The sequence below is a fragment of the Kitasatospora aureofaciens genome, assembly GCF_001188955.3.
Taxonomy (GTDB): Bacteria; Actinomycetota; Actinomycetes; order Streptomycetales; family Streptomycetaceae; genus Kitasatospora; species Kitasatospora aureofaciens.
Genome location: NZ_JPRF03000039.1, coordinates 1 through 21512 on the forward strand (window position 1 = coordinate 1; position 21512 = coordinate 21512).

Genomic DNA, 21512 nt, shown 5'->3' on the forward strand with positions numbered 1-21512 from the left:
GATGCCCGAACCGGACGTGGCCGACCTGCGCCGCGCCGCCCGCGACCTCGGCGGCGCCCTGGAGGACGCGCTGACCTACCGGCAGGTCCTGGAGGTCGGGGCCGCCGAGGCCGCCGCCCGGCGCCCCTCTCCCCGAGCAGCGCGCTCACTTGGAGGGCCGGCTGGGGCGGCTCACCGATGGTGACGAATAGTGCCGAAAAGTGACATACCCAGCAGGACCCAGGCTATCCCGGCCGCCGGGTCGTCTTGTTCGATTGACCTATCCGGCGGCTTGCGCGTCATCCGCCGGCGCGAGCAGTTCGGCGACGTGCGGCAGCACCTCGCGGTCGTGCTCGATCCAGTCCACGGAGTCCAGCTCGGCCGCGCCCAGCCAGCGCAGCTCGTCGTGGTCCGCCAGCGGGCTCGGCTCACCGGCCAGCAGCTCGGCGGCCCAGAACCGCAGCTCCAGCCCCGGGCGCACGGTCCACGCGCCGGGCAGCCGCCGCAGCGCCCGCGCCCGTACGCCCAGCTCCTCCAGCAGTTCGCGCTCCAGCGTCTGCGCCTCGGTCTCCCCCGGCTCGGCCTTGCCGCCGGGGAACTCCCAGCGCCCGGCGACCGGGGCGGGCGCGCTGCGCCGGGCGGCGAGCACCCGGCCGTCGCGGATCAGCGCGCCGCCGACGACGATCCGCAGCGGGGTGGCGTCGGGGGTCCGGCCGGTCTGTTCCATGCCGCGACCCTACGGGGCGGGGTCCGTCGGCTCGGACTCGACCCAGTACAGCTGCTTGTGGCCGCGCGCCTCGAACTCGGCCGCCAGGCGTCGCGCCTCGGCCTCGGCCAGGCCCCTGGCGACCAGGAAGCGGTTGCCGTTGTCGTCCTGCCGCATCACCCGAAAGGTGCCCATGCGGGGGAGCGTACCGGCCCGCCGGGCGACCTCGGCCGGAGTCCCCGCGGTGTCCCCGGCCGGCGTGGGGGTCGGGCCGGGGACACGCCGGTCACCCTACGGGGCGCGCGCTACCGGCAGGTATGGGCGGTGTTAACGCTGGGTAACCGGCGGAGCGGCTCAGGCCCGGAGGTCGGGCACCTGCTCGCCGGTGGACAGACCGAGCGCGCGCCGGATCTCCACGCTGACCGGCACCGTCTTGGCAGTCAGCGCCCGGGCCCGGCGCAGATCGCCCGGCACGTCGTCGCCGGAGGCCGCGGCGTCCCAGGCGGTGGCCGCCTGGGTCTGGGTCGCGGCCAGCTTGTCGACCTTCGGCTGGATGTCGGTCGGCCACTCCGCGGTCGGCTTGCGCAGGGCGGCGGCCTCGGCCCGGGAGGCGGCGGCCATCCGCCGGGCCCAGGAGCGGTACTCGGCCTCGGCGACGGCCACGTCCTTCTTCGGCTCGTCCGCGTACACCGCGCCGAAGCCCCGGACGGCGTCCAGGTAGGCCAGCTGAACGGAGGTCAGGGTGCGGCGGTCGGTGCGGACCGTCCCCAGGTGCTGGTCGTCGCGGTCCTCGAAGGCGCAGGTGACGTACCGTTCGCCGGCCGCCCAGTTGCCCGCGCTCGGGTAGAGGTAGACGTCGTCCATGCCGTCCGGGACGGCCCACTGGTCCAGCGCGTAGTCGTCGAGCACTGTGCGGCACAGCGTGGTGGCGCGCTCGCGGACGACGGTCGCTCCCGGGTACGGGCCGCTGCTGTCCGGGATCCTGGCGGTGCCGGCCACCTCGCCGTGGTGCGGGTCGGAGCAGACCACCCGGCGCACCCAGTAGACCGTCTCGTCGCCGTTCTCGTCCGTCTTCCCGGTCACATCGGGCGAGTTGTAGCAGTCCCCGGCCTTCAGGGCGGACCAGCGGACGGACCCGGCCGGCGGTTTCTGGGCGTATCCGCCGCCGGGCCCGCCCCGCGCGGGGCCGAAGTCCCCCGCGCCCAGGGCGAGCGACAGCAGCAGCGTGCCCGCCACGCCGAGCACCAGTCCGGTCACCGCCATGCCGCGGCCGCGCTGCCCGCGGCGGTTGATCTGGACCAGCGCGACGATCCCGAAGACCAGGGCCACCGGCGAGAGCAGGCTCAGGCCGGTCGCCAGGGAGCCGACGGCGAAGCCGTTGGTGCGCGGCTCCGGCTGGGGGTTGTAGGGGTGGTGGGCGTACGGCGGGTACGGGTGCTGGTTCGAGCGCGGGTCGGGGTTCGGGTAGGGGTCACCGGGCCGGAAGCCGGACTCGGCGGAGGGCGGCACCGAGGCCCAGCCGCCGGCGGGCAGCGGCGGGGGCGGCGGCTGGGGCGGGGCCTGCGAGGGGGCCGGGGCGGCCTGGGCGGGCCGGTCGGCCGGTGGAGCCCAGGGGTCGGCGGGGTCCTGCGGCTCCTCGGCGTCCGGGGTCGCGGCCTCCGGCTCCGCGGTGTCCGGGATCCCGGCCTTCGGCTCCCCGGCCTTCGGCTCCGCGGTGTCCGGGTCCTTGCGGAAGTCCACCCGCGGGTCCGGCCCCGGAGCGGCGGGCAGCTCGGACTCAGGCTTGGACACGTGGACTCCCCCTGCCCGCCGGGGCGGGCCTCGACTCGGCGTTTCGGCTTCGGCGCCGCCGCTCGGGCCGGACGGGCCCGATGCGAACGGTCGCGCGACTTTACCCGATCTTTCCGAACGCCCGCCCGCGCGTCGGCCTCCCCGACCGCCCGCTCAGACCCGGGCCAGGACCTCGCCGTGGATCATCGAGAACCACCCGTCCTCGGCGGCGCTCCACTCCCGCCAGCCGTCCGCGATCCGCTCCAGCTCGGCCCGGTCCGCGAAGCCCCGTTCCACGGCCGTCCGGCCGAAGGCCGTACCGGTCACCCGGTCCGCCCACATCCCGCCCCACCACTCGCGCCGCTCGGGCGTCGCGAAGGTCCAGGTGCCGGTGGTCACGGTCACCTCGGTGAGACCGGCCGCGCGGGCCCAGGACAGCAGCCGACGCCCGGCGTCCGGCTCGCCGCCGTTGGCGCGGGCGGTCCGCCGGTACAGCTCCAGCCAGCGGTCCAGCGCGGGCGCCTCCGGGTACCAGGTCATCGAGGCGTAGTCGACGTCCCGGGCCGCGACCACCCCGCCGGGCGTCGTCACCCGGCGCATCTCGCGCAGCGCGGCCACCGGATCGGCCAGGTGCTGCAGCACCTGGTGGGCGTGCACCACGTCGAACTCGCCGTCCCGGTAAGGCAGTCGGTGCACGTCCGCGAGTTCGAACACCACGTTGGACAGGCCGCGCCCGGCGACGTACCCGGCGGCCTGTTCCAGCACCTCGGCGGAGGCGTCGACGGCCACCACCCGGCCGCCGGGGCCGACCAGCTCGGCCAGGTCGGCGGTGATCGTGCCGGGGCCGCAGCCGACGTCCAACAGCGCCTGCCCGGGCCGCAGTTGACCCAGCAGATAGGCGGCGGAGTCGGCCGCGGTACGGGAGCGGTGCGAGCGCAGCACCGCCTCCTGGTGGCCGTGGGTGTAGGCGGCGGGCTGCGATCCGGACATGGGTCTCCCCCAAGAGGCGTGGTCGGTCTTCCGTTTCCGCGACGCCCTCGACGCTACGCCCCGTCCCGTATGGCGAGAAGAACCATCTCACATGGCGGCCACCGGTCGGCCCGTTCGGGCCCGCCCGCCGTACCGTGGAGGCGCCCGACCGAACGGCCCCGACAGAACGGTCCCGCCCATGCCCGGCCCCGGCCAGCGCCCTTTCGTCCTGCTGAGCGCCGCCGTGTCGCTCGACGGCCACCTCGACGACGCCTCCCCCGACCGCCTGCTGCTCTCCAACGCCGCCGACTTCGACCGGGTCGACGAGGAGCGGGCGGCGGCCGACGCGGTCCTGGTCGGCGGCAACACCCTGCGCGCGGACAACCCGCGGCTGCTGGTCAACGACCCCGCACGCCGGGCCGCCCGGCTGGCGGCCGGGCGGCCCGAGTACCCGCTGAAGGTGACCCTCAGCGCGAGCGGCGCGCTCGACGCCGGGCTGCGGTTCTGGCACACCGGCGGCGCGAAGCTCGCCTACACCACGGAGGCCGGGGCGGCCGTGCTGCGGCCCCGGCTCGACGGGCTGTCCGAGGTGGTCGCGCTCAGCGGCTCGGTGGACCTCGGCGCGGTGCTGGACGACCTGGGCGCGCGCGGGGTGCGCCGGCTGATGGTCGAGGGCGGCGGCGGGGTGCACACCCAGTTCCTCGCCCGCGGCCTGGCGGACGAACTACAGCTGGCGGTCGCCCCGCTGCTGGTCGGCCAGGCCGAGGCGCCGCGGTTCGTCCGCCCGGCCGCTTTCCCGGGCGGGCCGGGCCGGCGGATGCGGCTGCTGGAGGCACGTACGGTGGGCGACGTCGTCCTGCTCAGGTACGCCCCGAAGGAGCCCGCGCCGTGAACCGCCCCACGACCACCGACCTCGACCACCTGCGCCGGGCCGTCGAGCTGTCCCGTCGCTGCCCGCCCTCCGGTACGGCCTTCTCGGTCGGCGCGGTCATCGTCGGCGCCGACGGCCGGGTGCTGGCCGAGGGCTTCAGCCGGGAGACGGACGCGCACGACCATGCCGAGGAGGCGGCCCTGGCCAAGCTCCCGGCGGGCGACCCCCGCCTGCGCGGGGCGACCGTCTACAGCAGCCTGGAGCCGTGCGGCCGGCGCGCCTCGCGGCCGGTGCCGTGCGCCCGGCTGCTCATCGCGGCGGGCGTGCCGCGGGTGGTGGTCGCCTGGCGCGAGCCGGACCTGTTCGTCACGGACTGCCAGGGCACGGCACTGCTGGAGGCGGCCGGGATCGAGGTGGTGGAGCTGGCGGAGCTCGCTGAGGAGGCCCGGGAGGTCAACGCCCATCTGTTCGGATGATCTTTTGTATCATTTAGAAACAAAGGGCTCGTCTTCACCGACGTCCGCCGCCATTCTCGCCCCCCGGAGCCGCCCCGTGCCCGCCACCCCCGTCCGGTTCACCGCCAGCGCCCTCCTCCTCGACATGGACGGCACCCTGGTCAACTCCGACGCCGTGGTCGAGCGCTGCTGGAGCCGCTGGGCCGAGCGCCACGGCCTCGACCCCGTCGCGGCGCTCGCCGTCGTCCACGGCCGCCAGGGCCACGCGACCATGGCCGAACTGCTGCCGAACCGCCCGGTCGAGGTCAACCTCGCCGAGAACCAGCAGATGCTCGCCGAGGAGCGCGCCGACACCGAGGGCGTGGTCGAGGTCCCCGGCGCCGACGCCTTCCTCGCCTCGCTGACCGGCCTGCCGCACGCCCTGGTCACCTCCGCCGACCTGCCGCTCGCCCGGATCCGGATGGACGCCGCCGGCCTCCCGATGCCGCCCGTCCTGGTCACCGCCGAGTCCGTCGGCGCCAGCAAGCCCGATCCCGAGGGCTTCCTCAAGGGCGCCGCCGCCCTCGGCTTCGCCCCCGCCGACTGCCTCGCCTTCGAGGACTCCGGCGCCGGCATCGCCGCCGCCCGCGCGGCCGGCATGCGCGTCATCGGCATCGGCCCCCGGGCCGCCGCCCACCACCCCGACGCCCTCGCCCCCACCCTCGAAGCCGTCACCGTCACCACCGCCCCCGACGGCACCCTCACCCTCACCGTCCGGGCCTGACCCGGCAGCGCCGCAGGGGCCGGACTCCGAAAGGAAGTCCGGCCCCTGCGGAGGGAGTTGGGCGGTCCGGTCAGACGTTGAAGCGGAACTCCACCACGTCGCCGTCCTGCATGACGTACTCCTTGCCCTCGATGCGGGCCTTGCCCTTGGCGCGGGCCTCGGCGGTGGAGCCGGCCTCGACCAGGTCGGCGAAGGCGATCACCTCGGCCTTGATGAAGCCCTTCTGGAAGTCGGTGTGGATGACTCCGGCGGCCTCGGGGGCGGTGGCGCCCTTCTTGATGGTCCAGGCGCGGGTCTCCTTGGGGCCTGCCGTGAGGTAGGTCTGCAGGCCCAGGGTGTCGAAGCCGACGCGGGCGAGGGTGGCGAGGCCGGGCTCCTCCTGGCCCATGGACTGGAGGAGTTCGAGGGCCTCGTCGTCGTCGAGCTCGATCAGCTCGGACTCGATCTTGGCGTTGAGGAAGATCGCCTCGGCCGGGGCGACCAGCGCGCGCTGGGCGTCCTTGAACTCCTCGTCGGCCAGCTCGTCCTCGTCCACGTTGAAGACGTAGAGGAAGGGCTTGGCGGTCAGCAGGTGCAGCTCGCGGATCGGGGTGGTGTCGAAGCCCGCCTCGAAGAGGGTCTTGCCGGTCTCCAGGATCGCCTGCGCGGCCTCGGCGGCGGCCAGCACGGAGGCGGTCTCCTTCTTCAGGCGCGCCTCCTTCTGGAGCCGCGGCAGGACCTTCTCGATGGTCTGGAGGTCGGCCAGGATCAGCTCGGTGTGGATGGTCTCGATGTCGTCCTTGGGCGACACCTTGCCGTCCACGTGCACCACGTCCGGGTCGGTGAAGGCGCGCACGACCTGGCAGATCGCGTCCGACTCGCGGATGTTGGCGAGGAACTTGTTGCCCAGGCCCTCGCCCTCGCTGGCGCCGCGCACGATGCCGGCGATGTCCACGAAGTCGACGGTGGCCGGGAGGATGCGCTGCGAGCCGAAGATCTCGGCGAGCTTGGCCAGCCGCTCGTCCGGGACGCCGACGACGCCGACGTTCGGCTCGATGGTGGCGAACGGGTAGTTGGCCGCCAGCACGTCGTTCTTGGTCAGGGCGTTGAACAGGGTCGACTTGCCGACGTTCGGCAGGCCGACGATTCCGATCGTGAGCGACATGAAGCGCAGTCCCGTGGGCTTGGAGGAGTTGGGTCGGCACCGTACGGGCCGACCCCCAAGTCTACGGGCAGCGCTCCATACGCCTCACGCCTCGGTCGGGGCCGGCAGGGGCTCCAGGAACTCCAGCCGGTTGCCCAACCTGTCGGCGGAGTAGAAGCGGCGGTGGCCGGGGTGGTTGTCGTCCCAGGTCACCTCGTGGCCGTGTGCGGTGAGCCGCTCGGCCAGGGCGTCCAGCGAGCGCACCAGGATGCCCGGGTGCCCCTTGCGGGCCGGGCGGAAGTCCGGGGTCACCCCGAGGTGCACCTCGACACCGCCGCCGCGGAACCAGCAGCCGCCGCGCGCCGCCAGCACCGGCGGCTTCCGGAGTTCGGTCATGCCGAGCACGCCGGACCAGAAGGCCCGGCACTCGTCCTCGGCGCCCGCCGGGATGTCGAGCTGGAAGTGGTCGATGCGTTCGAAGGTGAAGTCGGCACTCACGCCAGTCCCCCGTGCGGTCATCTGATGATCGTTGCCTCGACTCAGTCCCGCAGGCCAGGGCTTTGAGTGACGATCACAGGAGTACGCCATTCGAAGACACGGGACAAGACCTGAACGGTCCATTACACAGTGTGGCGATGATCGGACCGTACGTTGGACGGATGGAGCAGAGCATCCGTACCCAGCCGCCAGGGCCCAGACGCCGTCCGCCGAACGGCGCGGCCCCCGCCGCCGTCCCCGGGCCCGGCCGGGCTCCCGACGGCCCCCGGGACCCCGCCACTCCCCCCGCCCGGCTGCGCTCGGTGGCCGACCGGGCCGCCGCGGCGCGCCCGTCCACCCAGCGCCGGCTGCGGGTCTACGGGCGGCGCCGGACCGGCCGGCCGACCCGGCTGACCGCGATCGGCACCGGCGTGGCCGCGGTGCTGGCCACGCTCGCGGTGGCCGGCCTGGACCGGGGGCTCTTCGGTGACCTCGGCTGGCTGTTCGGCGTCGGCTACCTGGTGGTCTGCTTCCAGCTGGCCGTCCGGGTCCGCTACGCCGACCTGCTGGCCGCCCCGATCAGCGGGCCGATCGGCTTCGCGCTGGCCCTGGTGCTGCTCGCGCCGGTCAGCTCCCCGGGCATCACCGCCCAGCTGGTGGCGCTGGCGACGGGGCTGGCGCTGCGGGCCGGGTGGCTGTTCTCCGGCACCGGGCTGGCTGCGGTGATCGTGCTCGCCCGCTTCGTCGCCCAGCGCCGGATCCACCGCTCCCGCTGAGCGGCCCGGGCGCGGGACCACGGGCGCAGGGTCACCGGCGCGGAGCACGGGCGCGACGTCACCGGCCCGGGGCCGTCAGCGCGCCGCCCGGGCCGCCGCCATGGCGGCCCCGACGATCCCCGCATCGTTGCGCAGCGCCGCCGGCACCACCCTCGCCTCGCGGTCCCTGAGCAGCGGCAGGAACTTCTCGTGCTTGCGGCTCACCCCGCCGCCGATCACCACCAGCTGCGGCGAGAACAGCATCTCCACCAGGTCCAGGTACTCGTCGACCCGCTCGGCCCACTGCTCCCAGCTGAGGTCGTGCCGCTCCTTGGCGGCCGAGGAGGCCCGGCGCTCGGCGTCCTTGCCGCGCAGTTCCAGGTGGCCCAGCTCGGTGTTGGGCACGAGGGTGCCGTCCACGAACAGCGCGCTGCCGATGCCGGTGCCGAAGGTGAGCACCAGGACCACGCCGGGCTCGCCCCGCCCGGCGCCGTGCACGGTCTCGGCGAGGCCGGCCGCGTCCGCGTCGTTGAGGACGGTCGCCGGCAGGTCCAGCGCCTCGCGGAACAGGCGCGCGGCGTCCAGGCCGATCCAGCCCCTGTCCACGTTGGCCGCGGTCCTGGTGTGCCCGCCGACCACCACTCCGGGGAAGGTCAGCCCGACCGGGCCCCGGTGGTCGAAGTGCCGGACCACCTCGCGTACGGCGGCGACCACGGCCTCGGGCTCGGACGGCTGCGGGGTGAGCACCTTGTACCGCTCCTGGGTGAGCGCGCCCCGGGCGAGGTCCACCGGGGCGCCCTTGATGCCCGAACCGCCGATGTCCACGCCGAATACCGCCGTCATCGCTCGACCCTCCACCCTCCGCCGTCCGGCCGTGGACCGGATCGTCCACAGCCTGTGCATGAAAGCAGCCCGGGCACAAAACTACGAGAACCCGGGCGGGGGCGCACAGCAGAGGACCCGGCGCCCGCACCGGGCACCGGGTCCTCCACGACGGGTCTAGAGCTTGCCGGCCGCCTCGGCGCGCAGGTCGCGGCGCAGCTCCTTGGGCAGCGAGAAGGTCAGGTGCTCCTCGGCGGTCTTGACCGTCTCGACCGTGTCGTAACCGCGGCTGGCCAGGAACTCCAGCACGCCGTCGACCAGGATCTCCGGCACCGAGGCGCCGCTGGTCAGGCCGACCGTGGTGACGCCCTCCAGCCAGGACTCCTGGATCTCCTCGGCGAAGTCGACCAGGTGGGCCGCCTTGGCGCCGTACTCCAGGCCGACCTCGACCAGGCGGACCGAGTTGGAGGAGTTCTTGGAGCCGACCACGATCAGCAGGTCGGTCTCCGGGGCCAGCTGCTTGACGGCGACCTGGCGGTTCTGGGTCGCGTAGCAGATGTCGTCGCTGGGCGGGCTGACCAGCGCCGGGAAGCGCTTCTTCAGCTCGCCGACGGTGGCCATGGTCTCGTCCACCGAGAGCGTGGTCTGGGACAGCCAGACGATCTTGGACTCGTCCCGTACCTGCACGTTGGCGACGTCCTCGGCCCCGTCCACCAGGTGGATCCGGTCCGGGGCCTCGCCCATGGTGCCGATGACCTCCTCGTGGCCCTCGTGGCCCACCAGCAGGATGTCGTAGCCCTCGTCGGCGAAGCGCACGGCCTCCTTGTGCACCTTGGTGACCAGCGGGCAGGTGGCGTCGACGGTGGCGAGCTTGCCGGCCCGGGCCTCGTCGTGGACCGACGGGGCGACACCGTGCGCGGAGAACACGACGATCGAGCCCTCGGGCACCTCCTCCGTCTCGTCGACGAAGATCGCGCCCTTCTTCTCCAGGGTCTGCACCACGTACTTGTTGTGGACGATCTGCTTGCGGACGTAGATGGGCGCCCCGTACTGCTCCAGGGCCTTCTCCACGGCGATCACGGCGCGGTCGACACCCGCGCAGTAGCCCCGGGGGGCGGCGAGCAGGACACGGCGCTGCGCGGTGTTGGACATGGCTCCATCGTACGGGCGCCCGGGAGGCCCGCCTGCCGCGGCGGGGAGCCGCGCCGACGGTGGGCGACTTTCCGGTCGTCATGGATCACCAATGCCCAAATGTGCTGCCTATGAGCGCTGCGATCGATCAGCCGACACCGAGCGGTCTGCGCCGCACCCTGGGTGTCCGCGATCTGATGGTCTACGGGCTGCTGTTCATCGCCCCGATGGCGCCGGTCGGCGTCTTCGGGGTGCTGGACGCGTCGGCGGGCGCCGCTGAGGGCGGTACGGCGGACGGTGTCGGCGGGCGCCGCTAGCCTCGTACGCATGGCCAACACCAGCTCCCCCGAAGCCCCGCTCCCGGTCGGCAAGGTCTCCGCGCTGATCGGCGGCTGGATCGACCGGCTCGGCGCGGTGTGGGTCGAGGGACAGATCACCCAGCTGAGCCGCCGCCCCGGCGCGGGCGTGGTGTTCCTGACCCTGCGCGACCCGCAGGCCGACGTGTCGCTCACGGTGACCTGCTTCCGGTCGGTGTTCGACCAGGTCGCGGACGTGGTGCAGGAGGGCTCGCGGGTCGTCGTGCACGCCAAGCCGGAGTGGTACGCGGCCCGCGGGCAGCTGTCGATGCGGGCCTCGGAGATCCGGCCGGTGGGCCTGGGCGAGCTGCTGGCCCGGCTGGAGCAGCTGAAGCGCCGGCTCGCCGGCGAGGGCCTGTTCGCGGCCGAGCGCAAGCGGCGGCTGCCGTTCCTGCCGCAGTGCGTCGGGCTGGTCACCGGTCGCGGCTCGGCGGCCGAGCGGGACGTGCTGGAGAACGCCCGGCGGCGCTGGCCGGCCGTGCGCTTCGAGGTGCGCAACGTCCCGGTGCAGGGGATCAGCGCGGTGGAGCGGGTGGGCGCGGCCGTCCGGGAGCTGGACGAGCACCCCGAGGTGGACGTGATCATCGTGGCCCGCGGCGGCGGCAGCGTGGAGGACCTGCTGCCGTTCTCGGACGAGGGCCTGGTGCGGCTGGTCGCGGCCGCCCGTACGCCGGTGGTCAGCGCGATCGGGCACGAGCCGGACCAGCCGTTGCTGGACTTCGTCGCCGACCTGCGTGCCTCCACCCCGACCGATGCCGCCAAACGGGTGGTTCCGGACGTCGGCGAGGAGCTCGCCAAGGTCCGCCAGCTGCGCGACCGCGCACGCCGACACGTGCAGTCCCGGGTCGAGCGCGAGCAGCACGGGCTGGACGGGCTGCGCAGCCGCCCGGCCCTGGCCGCCCCGCACCGGATGCTGGACGGGCGCGGCCAGGAGGTGGAGGGGCTGCTGGAGCGGGCCCGGCGCACCCTGCGGCACCGGCTGGACCACGCCCAGAGCGACCTCGGACACACCCTGGCCCGGGTGGTCGCCCTCTCCCCGGCGGCGACCCTGGAGCGCGGCTACGCGGTGCTGCAGCGGGCCGACGGCACGGTGGTGACGGACCCGGCGCAGGTCACGGCCGGGGAGGGGCTGCACGCCCGGGTGGCGGGCGGCGGCTTCGACGTGGCCGTCGCGTAACCGCGCAGCCGGTGGTCGGGGTCGGTGCAGATACCGAAGAGAAGCCGAACAGGCCGTCCGGGTTGCCCGGTGAGGGCAGCCGTTCCTCCAGGGTGCCGACGGCGCAGGCGGCGAGTCGGCCGGGCCGCTCCGGGTCGTCGACCACGAAGGAGGGCATGGTCAGCTCCTCCGACGGGACGGCCAGGCGCTCGCGCAGGATCCGCTCGGCGGTGGCCTGCCAGGGCCCGGGGCCGACCAGGGCGGCCATGCTGGGCATCTCCTCGAGCATCACGTTGCGCAGCCGGACGAGTTCGGGCGCGTCGGCGGGGACGGCGGGTCGGACCTCGGTCATGCGGCGGAGGCTAGCGCCGCCGGCCGGGTGCACCCGGATTTCGGGCCGTACCGGACCCTTCCTGTCGGCGCCAGCCCCTACGCTGGCTCGCATGGCAGAGCAGCAGGGACAGCAGGAACCGCAGGCCGCGACGGCACCCACCCCGGACGACGCGCTGGGCTACGAGCACGCCCGGGACGCGCTGCTGGAGGTGGTCCGGCAGTTGGAGAACGGCGGAATCTCCCTCGAGGAGTCGCTGGCGCTGTGGGAGCGCGGCGAGCAGCTGGCGAAGGTCTGCCAGCGGTGGCTGGACGGCGCCCGGGCCCGGCTGGATGCCGCACTCGCCGCCGAGGAGGGCGCGGGCCCGGCCGGGGAGTGAGGCGGGTCACACCCCCTTGGGGAATCGTTGAATCTTCACCTATGTTGGAGGGACTGATCGGCCGCGCCGGTCACACCGACGAACCCCCTCCTCCCGCATGAGGTGCAGAAGCATGACCACCGACGCCCTGGTACTCGACGCCGCCGCCCAGGACCTGCTGTTCCGCGAGGCCCGCACCGCGAACACCTTCACCGACGAGCCGGTCACCGAGGAGCAGGTCCAGGCCATCTACGACCTGGTCAAGTACGGCCCGACCGCCTTCAACCAGCAGCCGCTGCGCGTCGTCCTGGTCCGCTCCGCCGAGGGCCGCGAGCGCCTCGTCCAGCACCTGGCGGACGGCAACAAGGCCAAGACCGCCGCCGCCCCGCTCGTCGCCATCCTGGCCGCGGACAACGAGTTCCACGAGGAGCTGCCGACCCAGTTCCCGCACTTCCCGCAGGCCAAGGACGTGTTCTTCGCGGAGCGCGCCGTCCGTGAGCAGTCCGCCAAGCTGAACGGCGCCCTCCAGGCCGCCTACTTCATCATCGGCGTGCGCGCCGCCGGCCTGGCCGCCGGCCCGATGACCGGCTACGACGCCGAGGGCATCAACAAGGAGTTCTTCGGCGACGGCGAGCACTCGGTGCTGGCCGTGGTCAACATCGGCAAGCCGGGCGAGGACGCCTGGTTCCCGCGCTCCCCGCGCCTGGAGTACGACCAGGTCGTCACCACGGTCTGATCGCACCCCGCGACGGGAAAGGGCCCGCACCGGTTCGTCCGGTGCGGGCCCTTCCGTGCGCGGAGGGGGCTACTTGAGCGCCTGGGCCAGCTCGGCCAGTTCCTCGTAGGAGGCGGTGCCGGTGACCAGGGTGGTCGCCGAGCCGTTCCGGGCGGCCAGCGCACGGGCCTTGTCGCCCTGCTCCCGGTCCCAGGTGCGCCCGGCGGCGTCCGAGGTGCCGTCCGGCTGGGCGCCCGCGACCTTGTCGGCGAGCAGCTTGTCGCGCGGGACGTCGGCCTGCTCGACCGCGGCGTACTGGCCGGAGGGCGTCACGAAGCCCAGGTGCCAGGCGTTGCCCTTGCCGCCGCTGAGGTCGGCCGGCGTGTAGCTGACCGAGGTCGCCCGCCACTTGTCGGACAGCCCGTCCGGGGCCAGCAGCGGGTAGGGCGCGGCGCGCTTCGCGGAGGCCGCCGCCACCTTGTACTCGACCACGTGCACCGGGTCGCTGTTCGCGTCGTGCGGGAGGAACAGGTAACCGATCCAGACGACGAAACCGACCGCCAGCATCGACAGGACCATGTCCCGTACGGTCTGCCGACCCCTCATGCCCTTGCTCTCTGCAGCCACCCCCACATGGTGACTCATCCACATCCCGGCAGGGCCACCCGGGGTGTGCACGTACGGGTGAAGGCGGGCGAAAGGCCACTTTTCGCCCCGGGGTGGCGACCCGCGCCACAGACAGTCATCTCGTGGGCAGATACGATCGCATCACCCTCACCACGGCGTTCGACCAGGCAGTAGTCGGGCGCTCACTGGCCGTCGCGTACAGAGAGGTAACGACGATGACCACGCAGTACCCGCACCACCTTCCCAGTGCCCTGGAGGTCGCGCCCGAGGCTCCGGACCGGAACCTCGCGCTCGAACTCGTCCGGGTCACCGAGGCGGCCGCGATGGCAGCCGGCCGGTGGGTCGGCCGGGGCGACAAGAACGGCGCCGACGGTGCCGCCGTCAAGGCGATGCGCACCCTCGTCTCGACCGTCTCGATGAACGGCGTGGTCGTCATCGGCGAGGGCGAGAAGGACGAGGCCCCGATGCTCTACAACGGCGAGCGGGTCGGCGACGGCACCGGCGCCGAGTGCGACGTCGCGGTCGACCCGGTGGACGGCACCACGCTGACCGCCAAGGGCATGAACAACGCGGTGGCCGTGCTGGCCGTGGCCGACCGCGGCACCATGTTCGACCCCAGCGCCGTGTTCTACATGGACAAGCTGGTGGCCGGCCCGGAGGCCGCCGAGTTCGTCGACATCACCGCCCCGGCGGCCGTCAACATCCGCCGGGTCGCCAAGGCCAAGGGCAGCGCGGTCGAGGACGTCACCGTGGTCGTGCTCGACCGTCCCCGCCACGACGGCCTGGTCCGGGAGATCCGCGAGGCGGGCGCCCGGATCAAGTTCATCTCCGACGGTGACGTGGCCGGCGCCATCATGGCCGCCCGCGAGGGCACCGGCGTCGACCTGCTGATGGGCATCGGCGGCACCCCCGAGGGCATCATCGCGGCCTGCGCGATGAAGTGCATGGGCGGCGTGATCCAGGGCCGGCTGTGGCCCAAGGACGACGCCGAGCGGCAGAAGGCCCTCGACGCCGGGCACGACCTGGACCGGGTGCTCACCACCAACGACCTGGTCAGCGGCGAGAACGTGTTCTTCGTCGCCACCGGCATCACCGACGGCGAGCTGCTGCGCGGTGTGCACTACCGCTCGGAGACCGCCACCACCAGCTCGCTGGTGATGCGCTCCAAGAGCGGCACGATCCGCGAGATCAACTCCGTCCACAAGCTGTCGAAGCTGCGGGCCTACAGCGCGATCGACTTCGACCGCGCCAACTGACCCGGGCGCGAACGGCTCACGACGCGGCCCCGGCGGAATCCCCCTCCGCCGGGGCCGCGTCGGCCTGCTCTCCGGCCCGCTTCTCCGGGTTCGCTTCTCCGGCTCGCGGGGCCGTTCCTCCCGGCCGGTCCTCCGGCCCGCGGTCAGCCGGCTATCCGGCGCCCCGCCGTGGCCACCCCGGCCGCCTCGCGCAGCTCCGCGTCCCGGCGGCGCCGCCGCGCCAGGACCACCCGCCGCTCGGCGGCCGTCAGCCCGCCCCAGACCCCGTACGGCTCCGGCTGGGCCAGCGCGTGCTCACGACACTCCAGCAGCACCGGGCAGCGGGCGCACACCTGCTTGGCCTGCTCCTCGCGCGACAGCCGGGCCGCCGTCGGCTCCTTCGAGGGCGCGAAGAACAGTCCCGCCTCGTCCCTCCGACAGGCCGCACCGGTGTGCCACGGATTGTCCTCACCCGCGGCCCCACCCGCCGTGCCGCCCGGGGGCTGCGGCTGGGGGCGGACGGCCGGACGGCGCTCCAGCAACTGGGCGGCGGCGACTGGCGAGTTGGTGCGGGACTCGATCGGATGCAGCACGGCCGTACTCCTGACGAGGCTCTCGGACACGGGGGACCCCGCTCCCCCGCCCGGCTGCGAGCCCCCGCTGTCCAACGCCCGGGGCGGCCGCTGGCCGCCTCCGGTGCACAGCCGTACGAGAAGCGATGTGCGGAAGGAACTACCCCGCCCGGCCGCGATTCATGCACACTGCACGCAATCGACTACGGAGTGCACCGGACACAACGCCGAGTGCCCGACCGGGAGTTGATCCACGGCCGGGCACTCGACAGGTCAATTCGGACTATTCCGTACCGAGTTGCTTGCGCACCCACTCCCTGAGCTTCTTGCCCCGGCGCGGCTTGGCGTTGCAACCTCCGAACAGGGCAACGCCCTTGACCCGCACGACCGGAGCGTACGGGTCCGCCACGGTCTGCTCGCGGACGTCGAAGCCGCCGAAGATGCCGACCCCCGAGCCGATCAGGCTCACGTTCTCCGGCACCCGGATCTCCACCCCGCCGAAGATCGCGGTCACCGTGATCTCCACCTCGGGGGACTCGAACACGGCGTCCGTGAGGTCGATGTCCACCCCGCCGAACGCCGTGAAGGCGGACAGGTGCGAGCCGACCCGCCAACGGCCCTTGCGGGCCGCGCCGCCGAAGATCGCCACCACGGACGGTGCCTCCTGCCGCGCGGGCGGCAGCGGCCTGGCCGGCGCCGGGGCGGGCTCCTGGGCGCCCAGCGGCGGCTTGTCGAAGGACACCGAGCGGTGGGCGGGCAGATCCCTGGTCAACGGGACCAGGTCGCCGAAGGTCTTGGCGGCGTACGCGGCCTCGATCCGCTCCGCGTGCTCCTCCGCGTCCAGACGCCCCTCCGCGTAGGCGTCCCGCAGCAGTTCCGCGATCCGCTCGCGGTCGGCGTCGGAGACCCGCATCTCCGCGTCCGCCACCGGGGCGGTCGACGGCCGCGGTGCGGCCACGGGCCCGGAGCGGGGCTCGAGTTCGGGCTTGCTCAGGGGCACGGGCACCGGCACCGGCGGCTGCCCCGGGTCGTCCTGCGACGGCGAGTTCTCCACGGGCCAAGCCTAGTCGTTCGCATTCCAGCCCGAGTGAGCCCCGTCACCTGACAACCGGAAGATGTGTCAGTCCCGTGTGCAAGCCTTAGGGAAGCCCGAGAGCAAAGCGGATCACGCGGCTGTGAGGACATGATGGAAACGCGGCAGGAGACCATGGAGGATACCGGGCATGCCCGGTACACCCACCGCCTGCGCGTGTCCGCCACCGCCCGCGCCGCGCTCGAAGCAGAGTGGGGCAGGTGTCGGTGGGTGTGGAACGAGTGTGTGGCCAAGTCCCGGCAGCAGCACATCGCCAACCGCACCCGGCCCGATGGCGCGCCGAAGGTGACTTGTGGGCCGGCGGAGCTGGACAAGATGCTGACCGAGGCCCGCGCCGCCATGGGGGTGGATGCGCGAGGGCGCTTCGGTACCGCAGCAGCAGATCATCCGGGACTTCGCAAAGTACGTGCGAAGGCGCAGAAGGACACCAGGGACCGGCTGCCGGTGCACCGCCGGGCGGGCGTGCCGAAGCCGAAGAAGAAGCGTGAGGCCCTGCCGAGCTTGAACTACACCCGGCGCGGCTTCCGCCTCAAGGACGGCCGCCTGCACCTCGCGGGCGGGATCGTCCTGACGGTGGTGTGGTCGCGGGAACTGCCCGCCGAGCCGTCCTCGGTACGTGTATACCAGGACGCCCTGGGCCATTGGTGCGCCTCGTTCGTCGTCCCGTCGACCGTCGAACCGCTGCCCGCTACTGGAGTGGTGATCGGCATCGACTGGGGCGTCAGGGAGATCGCAACCACCACGTCCGACGCACATGACCTCCCGCATTCCGAGCACGGCAAGAAGGCCGCGCAACGGCTCGCGAAGTACCAGCGGCAGATGAAACGCCGCGAACGGCCGAAGGGAAGGGCCCAGTCCAAGGGCTACCGCAAGGCGCGACGGCGGGCCGCGAAACTGCACAAGAAGGTCGCCCGACAGCGCCAGGACACCGCCCGTAAGTGGGCCAAGACCGTCGTCCGGGACCACGACCACATAGCAGTAGAGGACTTCCGACCGAAGTTCCTCGCCAAGACCTCCATGGCCAGGAAGGCCGCTGCCGCTGCCATCGGCGCAACGAAGACGGCCCTGATCGAAATGGGCCGCAAGCACGGCAGGGCCGTGCACCTGGTCCACCCCGCGCACACCACGATGGACTGCGCGCACTGCGGAGCGAGAGCCAGGCACGCACTGCCGCTGGGGATGCGCACCTACAACTGCACCGCGGGCGGAGTCTCCTCCCCGAGGGACAAGAGCTCCGCCCACGTAATGCTCCACCGGGCAGGTCTGAACCCGGCTGGCGTTGAGTGCGTAGGACGTGGTCACCCGCAGGGCGACCACGCAGCACGAGCCACGAATCCCCCAGTCGAAGGCGGACCCCCGCCTTCGACTGGGGGAGCACTCAAGCAAGGCTGACCTGTCCGCATGCCCGCCACGACCGGGTCTTACCCTGGATGGTGCTTCGCCGACGCAGCCGGACCACTGGACACCTAAGGACCGCCCCGATGGCTCCCACGCCAGACTTCGAGTACAGCGACCTGCTCCCCCTGGGCGCTGACCCGACCCCGTACCGCAAGCTCACGTCCGAGGGTGTCTCCACCTTCGAGGCCGGCGGCCGCACCTTCCTCCAGGTCGAGCCCGAGGCGCTGCGCCTGCTCACGGCCGAGGCGATGCACGACATCTCGCACTACCTGCGCCCCGCGCACCTCGCCCAGCTGCGCCGCATCCTGGACGACCCGGAGGCCAGCCCGAACGACCGCTTCGTCGCGCTCGACCTGCTGAAGAACGTCAACATCTCGGCCGGCGGCATCCTGCCGATGTGCCAGGACACCGGCACCGCGATCGTCATGGGCAAGCGCGGCCAGAACGTGCTGACCTCCGGCGCGGACGAGTCCGCCATCGCGCGCGGCGTGTACGACGCGTACACCAAGCTCAACCTGCGCTACTCGCAGATGGCCCCGGTCACCATGTGGGACGAGAAGAACACCGGCAACAACCTGCCCGCCCAGATCGAGCTGTACGCCACCGACGGCGACGCGTACAAGTTCCTGTTCATGGCCAAGGGCGGCGGCTCCGCCAACAAGTCGTACCTGTACCAGGAGACCAAGGCCATCCTGAACGAGGCGAGCATGCTCTCGTTCCTGGAGCAGAAGATCCGCTCGCTCGGCACCGCCGCCTGCCCGCCGTACCACCTGGCCATCGTGATCGGCGGCACCAGCGCCGAGTTCGCGCTCAAGACCGCCAAGTACGCCTCGGCGCACTACCTGGACAACCTGCCGACCTCCGGCAACGCCAAGACCGGCCACGGCTTCCGGGACCTGGAGCTGGAGGCCAAGGTCACCGAGCTGACCCAGAAGATCGGCATCGGCGCCCAGTTCGGCGGCAAGTACTTCTGCCACGACGTGCGCGTGGTCCGACTGCCCCGCCACGGCGCCTCGCTGCCGGTCGCGATGGCCGTCTCCTGCTCCGCCGACCGCCAGGCGCTCGGCAAGATCACCGCCGAGGGCGTGTTCCTGGAGCAGCTGGAGACCGACCCGGCGAAGTACCTGCCGGACACAACCGATGAGCACCTCGACGACGACGTGGTGCGCGTCGACCTCAACCAGCCGATGTCCGCGATCCGCGCCGAGCTGTCCAAGTACCCGGTCAAGACCCGGCTCTCGCTCACCGGCACCCTCGTCGTCGCCCGCGACATCGCCCACGCCAAGATCAAGGAGCGTCTGGACGCCGGCGAGGGCATGCCCAAGTACCTCCAGGACCACCCGGTCTACTACGCCGGCCCGGCCAAGACCCCCGAGGGCTACGCCTCCGGCTCCTTCGGCCCCACCACGGCCGGCCGGATGGACTCCTACGTCGACCAGTTCCAGGCCGCCGGCGGCTCCATGGTCATGCTCGCCAAGGGCAACCGCAGCAAGCAGGTCACCGACGCCTGCGCCGCGCACGGCGGCTTCTACCTCGGCTCCATCGGCGGCCCCGCGGCCCGCCTCGCCCAGGACTGCATCAAGAAGGTCGAGGTGCTGGAGTACGCCGAGCTCGGCATGGAGGCCGTCTGGCGCATCGAGGTCGAGGACTTCCCGGCCTTCATCGTCGTCGACGACAAGGGCAACGACTTCTTCCGCGAGACGACCGAGGGCCCGCTGATCACCAACCTGCGGATCCGCTCCAAGGAGTAGTCGGGAGGAACGCCCCTGTGCGCCCCCGAACCGCCCCGGCCGCCCTGCGGCCGGGGCGGTTCCGTCTGCTCGCTGCAGCTCAGAAGTGGGGACCGTTGATGGCCGAGGCGGCCGGTCCGGCAGGCCTACCGCTGGCCGGCGCCGCCGTCCACCACGACATGGCGGTCCTGCATCTAGACGACTTCGCCACCGTCGCCGGGTCGTCAATGAGCTGCGCGAGCAGGACGTTCGTCGACCGACCGCTGCCTGACGAGCACCGCGACGCTCAGGCGTCGAAGCCGTACTCCAGGACGTAGGAGGCGGCGTCGAGGATCATCTCGTTGAGTTCGACGACCTGGCCCTCGTCGGCGAAGGCGGTGCGGCAGATCAGGATGACCGGGGTGCCGGCGGAGAGTTCGAGGCGGGCGGCCTCCTCGGCGGCGGGCATCCGGGAGCGGACCTCCTCGCGGAAGTGGACGGGCTTGGCGCCGATCTCGGCCAGCCGGGCGTAGGTGCCGCCGGGGCCGGTGTCCTCGCGGGTGATCGCGGTGCCGGCGACCAGGACGGCCGGCAGGTAGGAGGTGGAGAGCAGCACCGGCTTGCCGTCCAGGACGAAGCGGCGGTGCCGCACGCACATCGGGACGCCCGGTTCCACGCCGAGCACCCCGGCCACGTGATCGGGCGCGCCTTGTTCAGTGACGGACACCTGGTCGACCACCAGGCTGCGGTTGTCGATGTCCGCCGACCATATCGACCGGCCGGAGCCCCACTGCCCCTGCGCCAGCCGCTGGATGCCGCGCCGGCGCAGCGGACGGAAGTCCCGGACGAACACCCCGGCGCCCCTGCGCGCCTCCGCGATGCCCTCGCTCTGCAGCACGCCCAGCGCCTGGCGGGCCGTCATCCGGGCCACGCCGTACTCGTCCATGAGGTCGTTCTCGCCGGGGAGCCGGTCGCCCGCGCGGTAGCGGCCGGTGTCGATGGCCGCCTTCAGGGAGTCGGCGATCCGCTGGTACTTGGGCTGCTTGTCGCCACTGCTGCCGGTCATCGCCGCTCCCTCTCCCTCGGACAATCGTAGGCGCGCCCGCGGTCGCCGGTAAGGAGATACGACCGTTGACATCTCTAGAGATATTAGCTTCTCTAGAGATGTCTGCCAGTCGCTGACGGAGCGAAGGAGCAGTGCGGTGACCATCCGACAGCGCAACGCCCCGGCCTACCGGCCCCACGCGGGTGAACTCGTCCTCGACCGCAGGACCGGACGCACCGGCATCTACATGGACACCATCGGCGGCGAGCACTACCTGCGCCCCGAGCACGGCGGCCGCGAGTGGACCGCCGAACCCCATCACGTCTCACCGGCCCCCGAGCCCCGCGATTCGACTGAATGCCTTCAGCCCCGGTAATTGCGGCGAAACCCACGCAAACCATGGCATTCGGGCGCCCGTAATCCCCCCGGTGAATCCGGAATTCCGGAACGCTTCGGAGGCGCCGCCGCGCACGTTACGGACCGCCCCGGTCACCATGCGTGCAGCGAGGGCGGGAATCGGCCACCGAGGGACCCGCACACGAATTGGCGCGCACATCACGACAGTGCCCCCGTGCCCGGACGGGGGCAGGGGGCACTGGGCGAAGGGCTGCTTACGGGTGGCCGCCGACGACGCTCTCCGGCTTGAGCGGACCGCCCGGCTCACCGGCCGGCTCGTTTATGTACTCACCCTCGTCACCGAACGAGCCGTTCTCGAACGCGGTCTTGTCGGCGTCGGTCGGCGCGGTGTATCCGGCCGGGTTCGAGGACGCGGTGACCGCGCCCTCGACAGCCTTGCCCGCCTCCACAGCGGCGGCCGGGGCACCGGTCTGCGCCGCGTTCCCGGGCGTCGACGGAACCGGGGTCTCGCTCTGGTCATTGGCCATTGGGCGGCCGCCTTTCGGTCATCAAATGTGTTCAGCCCGACCTCCGTGGCGCGGGCGCGCGGACAGTATCGTAGGGTTGATTAAATGTCCGATAAACACCGTGCGGCTTGCGGTGCCGTCCGGCAGAGTCGGGCGTCCGCCTAAGCTGAAGCACCGCGGCGGACCGCCGAGCGCCCTTTCACGGAATCGACACCACAGGCCATCGGGGGACT

General features: G+C 72.7%; 24 protein-coding genes and 2 pseudogenes. 12 read left to right on the top strand and 14 right to left on the bottom strand.

From position 1 onward, the window contains the following. On the top strand, positions 1 to 184 hold a 184-nt coding region (locus HS99_RS45190), incomplete at its 5' end, for a hypothetical protein (RefSeq protein WP_211295901.1). Between the two features lie 75 nt (positions 185 to 259). On the opposite strand, the gene HS99_RS25060 is transcribed toward HS99_RS45190, so the two are convergent. The 4 genes from HS99_RS25060 to HS99_RS25070 all read right to left on the bottom strand — a co-directional run bounded on the left by HS99_RS25060 (position 260) and on the right by HS99_RS25070 (position 3445). Continuing rightward, positions 260 to 706 (bottom strand): NUDIX domain-containing protein, encoded by a 447-nt coding sequence (locus HS99_RS25060; RefSeq protein ID WP_046386552.1) that lies wholly within the window; start codon positions 704 to 706, stop codon positions 260 to 262. A gap of 9 nt (positions 707 to 715) precedes the next feature. Further along, complete coding sequence (locus tag HS99_RS45195) at positions 716 to 880, bottom strand: hypothetical protein (protein ID WP_167344908.1); 165 nt, start codon at positions 878 to 880, stop codon at positions 716 to 718. Positions 881 to 1039: 159 nt separating this feature from the next. Beyond that, positions 1040 to 2476: a DUF4190 domain-containing protein gene (locus HS99_RS25065; protein WP_050366595.1), complete on the bottom strand. Its 1437-nt coding sequence runs from the start codon at positions 2474 to 2476 to the stop codon at positions 1040 to 1042. Between the two features lie 153 nt (positions 2477 to 2629). Continuing rightward, positions 2630 to 3445, bottom strand: coding sequence for a methyltransferase domain-containing protein (locus HS99_RS25070; RefSeq protein WP_030286732.1), 816 nt, complete (start codon positions 3443 to 3445; stop codon positions 2630 to 2632). A gap of 178 nt (positions 3446 to 3623) precedes the next feature. Between HS99_RS25070 and HS99_RS46935 the strand changes: the two are divergent. After that, positions 3624 to 4771, top strand: a pseudogene (locus tag HS99_RS46935) (dihydrofolate reductase family protein). A 76-nt stretch (positions 4772 to 4847) separates the two neighbouring features. Beyond that, positions 4848 to 5513, top strand: a complete 666-nt coding sequence (locus HS99_RS25085) for an HAD-IA family hydrolase (RefSeq protein WP_030286725.1) — start codon at positions 4848 to 4850, stop codon at positions 5511 to 5513. Between the two features lie 70 nt (positions 5514 to 5583). Here HS99_RS25085 and ychF read toward each other — a convergent pair whose 3' ends face one another. Next, positions 5584 to 6657 (bottom strand): redox-regulated ATPase YchF, encoded by a 1074-nt coding sequence (gene ychF / locus HS99_RS25090; protein ID WP_030286697.1) that lies wholly within the window; start codon positions 6655 to 6657, stop codon positions 5584 to 5586. A gap of 84 nt (positions 6658 to 6741) precedes the next feature. Then, entirely contained in the window at positions 6742 to 7134 is a 393-nt protein-coding gene (locus HS99_RS25095) for a VOC family protein (RefSeq protein WP_030286695.1), read from the bottom strand. Between the two features lie 161 nt (positions 7135 to 7295). Between HS99_RS25095 and HS99_RS25100 the strand changes: the two genes are divergently transcribed. Beyond that, positions 7296 to 7889 (top strand): DUF6542 domain-containing protein, encoded by a 594-nt coding sequence (locus tag HS99_RS25100; RefSeq protein ID WP_141763805.1) that lies wholly within the window; start codon positions 7296 to 7298, stop codon positions 7887 to 7889. Between the two features lie 75 nt (positions 7890 to 7964). Here HS99_RS25100 and ppgK read toward each other — a convergent pair whose 3' ends face one another. Together ppgK and HS99_RS25110 are read right to left on the bottom strand one after the other, a co-directional pair. Continuing rightward, complete coding sequence (ppgK, locus tag HS99_RS25105; RefSeq protein WP_030286690.1) at positions 7965 to 8711, bottom strand: polyphosphate--glucose phosphotransferase; 747 nt, start codon at positions 8709 to 8711, stop codon at positions 7965 to 7967. 156 nt (positions 8712 to 8867) lie between these two features. Next, positions 8868 to 9842 carry a 4-hydroxy-3-methylbut-2-enyl diphosphate reductase gene (locus HS99_RS25110; RefSeq protein ID WP_030286688.1) on the bottom strand — a complete coding sequence of 325 codons (975 nt, stop codon included), beginning with the start codon at positions 9840 to 9842 and terminating at the stop codon, positions 8868 to 8870. A 110-nt stretch (positions 9843 to 9952) separates the two neighbouring features. Between HS99_RS25110 and HS99_RS25115 the strand changes: the two are divergent. Both HS99_RS25115 and xseA read left to right on the top strand, forming a co-directional pair. Continuing rightward, positions 9953 to 10099 (top strand): annotated as a pseudogene (locus HS99_RS25115) (amino acid permease); the annotation flags it as partial. Between the two features lie 49 nt (positions 10100 to 10148). Then, complete coding sequence (gene xseA, locus HS99_RS25120) at positions 10149 to 11354, top strand: exodeoxyribonuclease VII large subunit (RefSeq protein ID WP_030554334.1); 1206 nt, start codon at positions 10149 to 10151, stop codon at positions 11352 to 11354. Here the strand turns inward: xseA and HS99_RS25125 are convergent. Beyond that, complete coding sequence (locus HS99_RS25125) at positions 11290 to 11685, bottom strand: hypothetical protein (RefSeq protein WP_050366597.1); 396 nt, start codon at positions 11683 to 11685, stop codon at positions 11290 to 11292. The two genes, xseA and HS99_RS25125, sit on opposite strands and share 65 nt — an antisense overlap. A gap of 91 nt (positions 11686 to 11776) precedes the next feature. On the opposite strand from HS99_RS25125, the gene HS99_RS25130 reads away from it, so the two are divergent. Then, entirely contained in the window at positions 11777 to 12043 is a 267-nt protein-coding gene (locus tag HS99_RS25130) for an exodeoxyribonuclease VII small subunit (protein ID WP_030286679.1), read from the top strand. A gap of 112 nt (positions 12044 to 12155) precedes the next feature. Then, positions 12156 to 12758, top strand: coding sequence for a malonic semialdehyde reductase (locus HS99_RS25135; RefSeq protein ID WP_030286677.1), 603 nt, complete (start codon positions 12156 to 12158; stop codon positions 12756 to 12758). Positions 12759 to 12827: 69 nt separating this feature from the next. On the opposite strand, the gene HS99_RS25140 is transcribed toward HS99_RS25135, so the two are convergent. Beyond that, complete coding sequence (locus HS99_RS25140; protein ID WP_223885986.1) at positions 12828 to 13364, bottom strand: DUF4245 domain-containing protein; 537 nt, start codon at positions 13362 to 13364, stop codon at positions 12828 to 12830. Positions 13365 to 13579: 215 nt separating this feature from the next. Here HS99_RS25140 and glpX point away from each other — a divergent pair, with 215 nt between their 5' ends. Further along, complete coding sequence (gene glpX, locus HS99_RS25145) at positions 13580 to 14620, top strand: class II fructose-bisphosphatase (RefSeq protein WP_030286673.1); 1041 nt, start codon at positions 13580 to 13582, stop codon at positions 14618 to 14620. A 143-nt stretch (positions 14621 to 14763) separates the two neighbouring features. Here the strand turns inward: glpX and HS99_RS25150 are convergent, their stop codons facing one another. Then, entirely contained in the window at positions 14764 to 15138 is a 375-nt protein-coding gene (locus HS99_RS25150; RefSeq protein WP_370863296.1) for a WhiB family transcriptional regulator, read from the bottom strand. Positions 15139 to 15454: 316 nt separating this feature from the next. Next, entirely contained in the window at positions 15455 to 16225 is a 771-nt protein-coding gene (locus tag HS99_RS25155) for a DUF1707 SHOCT-like domain-containing protein (protein WP_223885987.1), read from the bottom strand. Between the two features lie 129 nt (positions 16226 to 16354). On the opposite strand from HS99_RS25155, the gene HS99_RS25160 reads away from it, so the two are divergent. Together HS99_RS25160 and HS99_RS25165 are read left to right on the top strand one after the other, a co-directional pair. Continuing rightward, on the top strand, positions 16355 to 17656 hold the full coding sequence (locus HS99_RS25160; RefSeq protein WP_240520888.1) for an RNA-guided endonuclease InsQ/TnpB family protein: 1302 nt from the start codon (positions 16355 to 16357) through the stop codon (positions 17654 to 17656). A gap of 89 nt (positions 17657 to 17745) precedes the next feature. Beyond that, a complete protein-coding gene (locus HS99_RS25165; RefSeq protein WP_030286668.1) occupies positions 17746 to 19413 on the top strand; it encodes a fumarate hydratase in 1668 nt (555 codons plus the stop codon). Between the two features lie 265 nt (positions 19414 to 19678). Here HS99_RS25165 and HS99_RS25175 read toward each other — a convergent pair whose 3' ends face one another. After that, the gene (locus tag HS99_RS25175) at positions 19679 to 20437 is read right to left on the bottom strand and encodes a GntR family transcriptional regulator (protein WP_030554326.1); all 759 of its coding nucleotides are present in this window, start codon (positions 20435 to 20437) and stop codon (positions 19679 to 19681) included. A 136-nt stretch (positions 20438 to 20573) separates the two neighbouring features. Here HS99_RS25175 and HS99_RS25180 point away from each other — a divergent pair, with 136 nt between their 5' ends. After that, positions 20574 to 20792 (top strand): hypothetical protein, encoded by a 219-nt coding sequence (locus tag HS99_RS25180; RefSeq protein ID WP_046385588.1) that lies wholly within the window; start codon positions 20574 to 20576, stop codon positions 20790 to 20792. A gap of 235 nt (positions 20793 to 21027) precedes the next feature. Here the strand turns inward: HS99_RS25180 and HS99_RS42720 are convergent, their stop codons facing one another. Next, entirely contained in the window at positions 21028 to 21300 is a 273-nt protein-coding gene (locus HS99_RS42720; protein ID WP_030286659.1) for a hypothetical protein, read from the bottom strand. Positions 21301 to 21512: the final 212 nt, after the last annotated feature.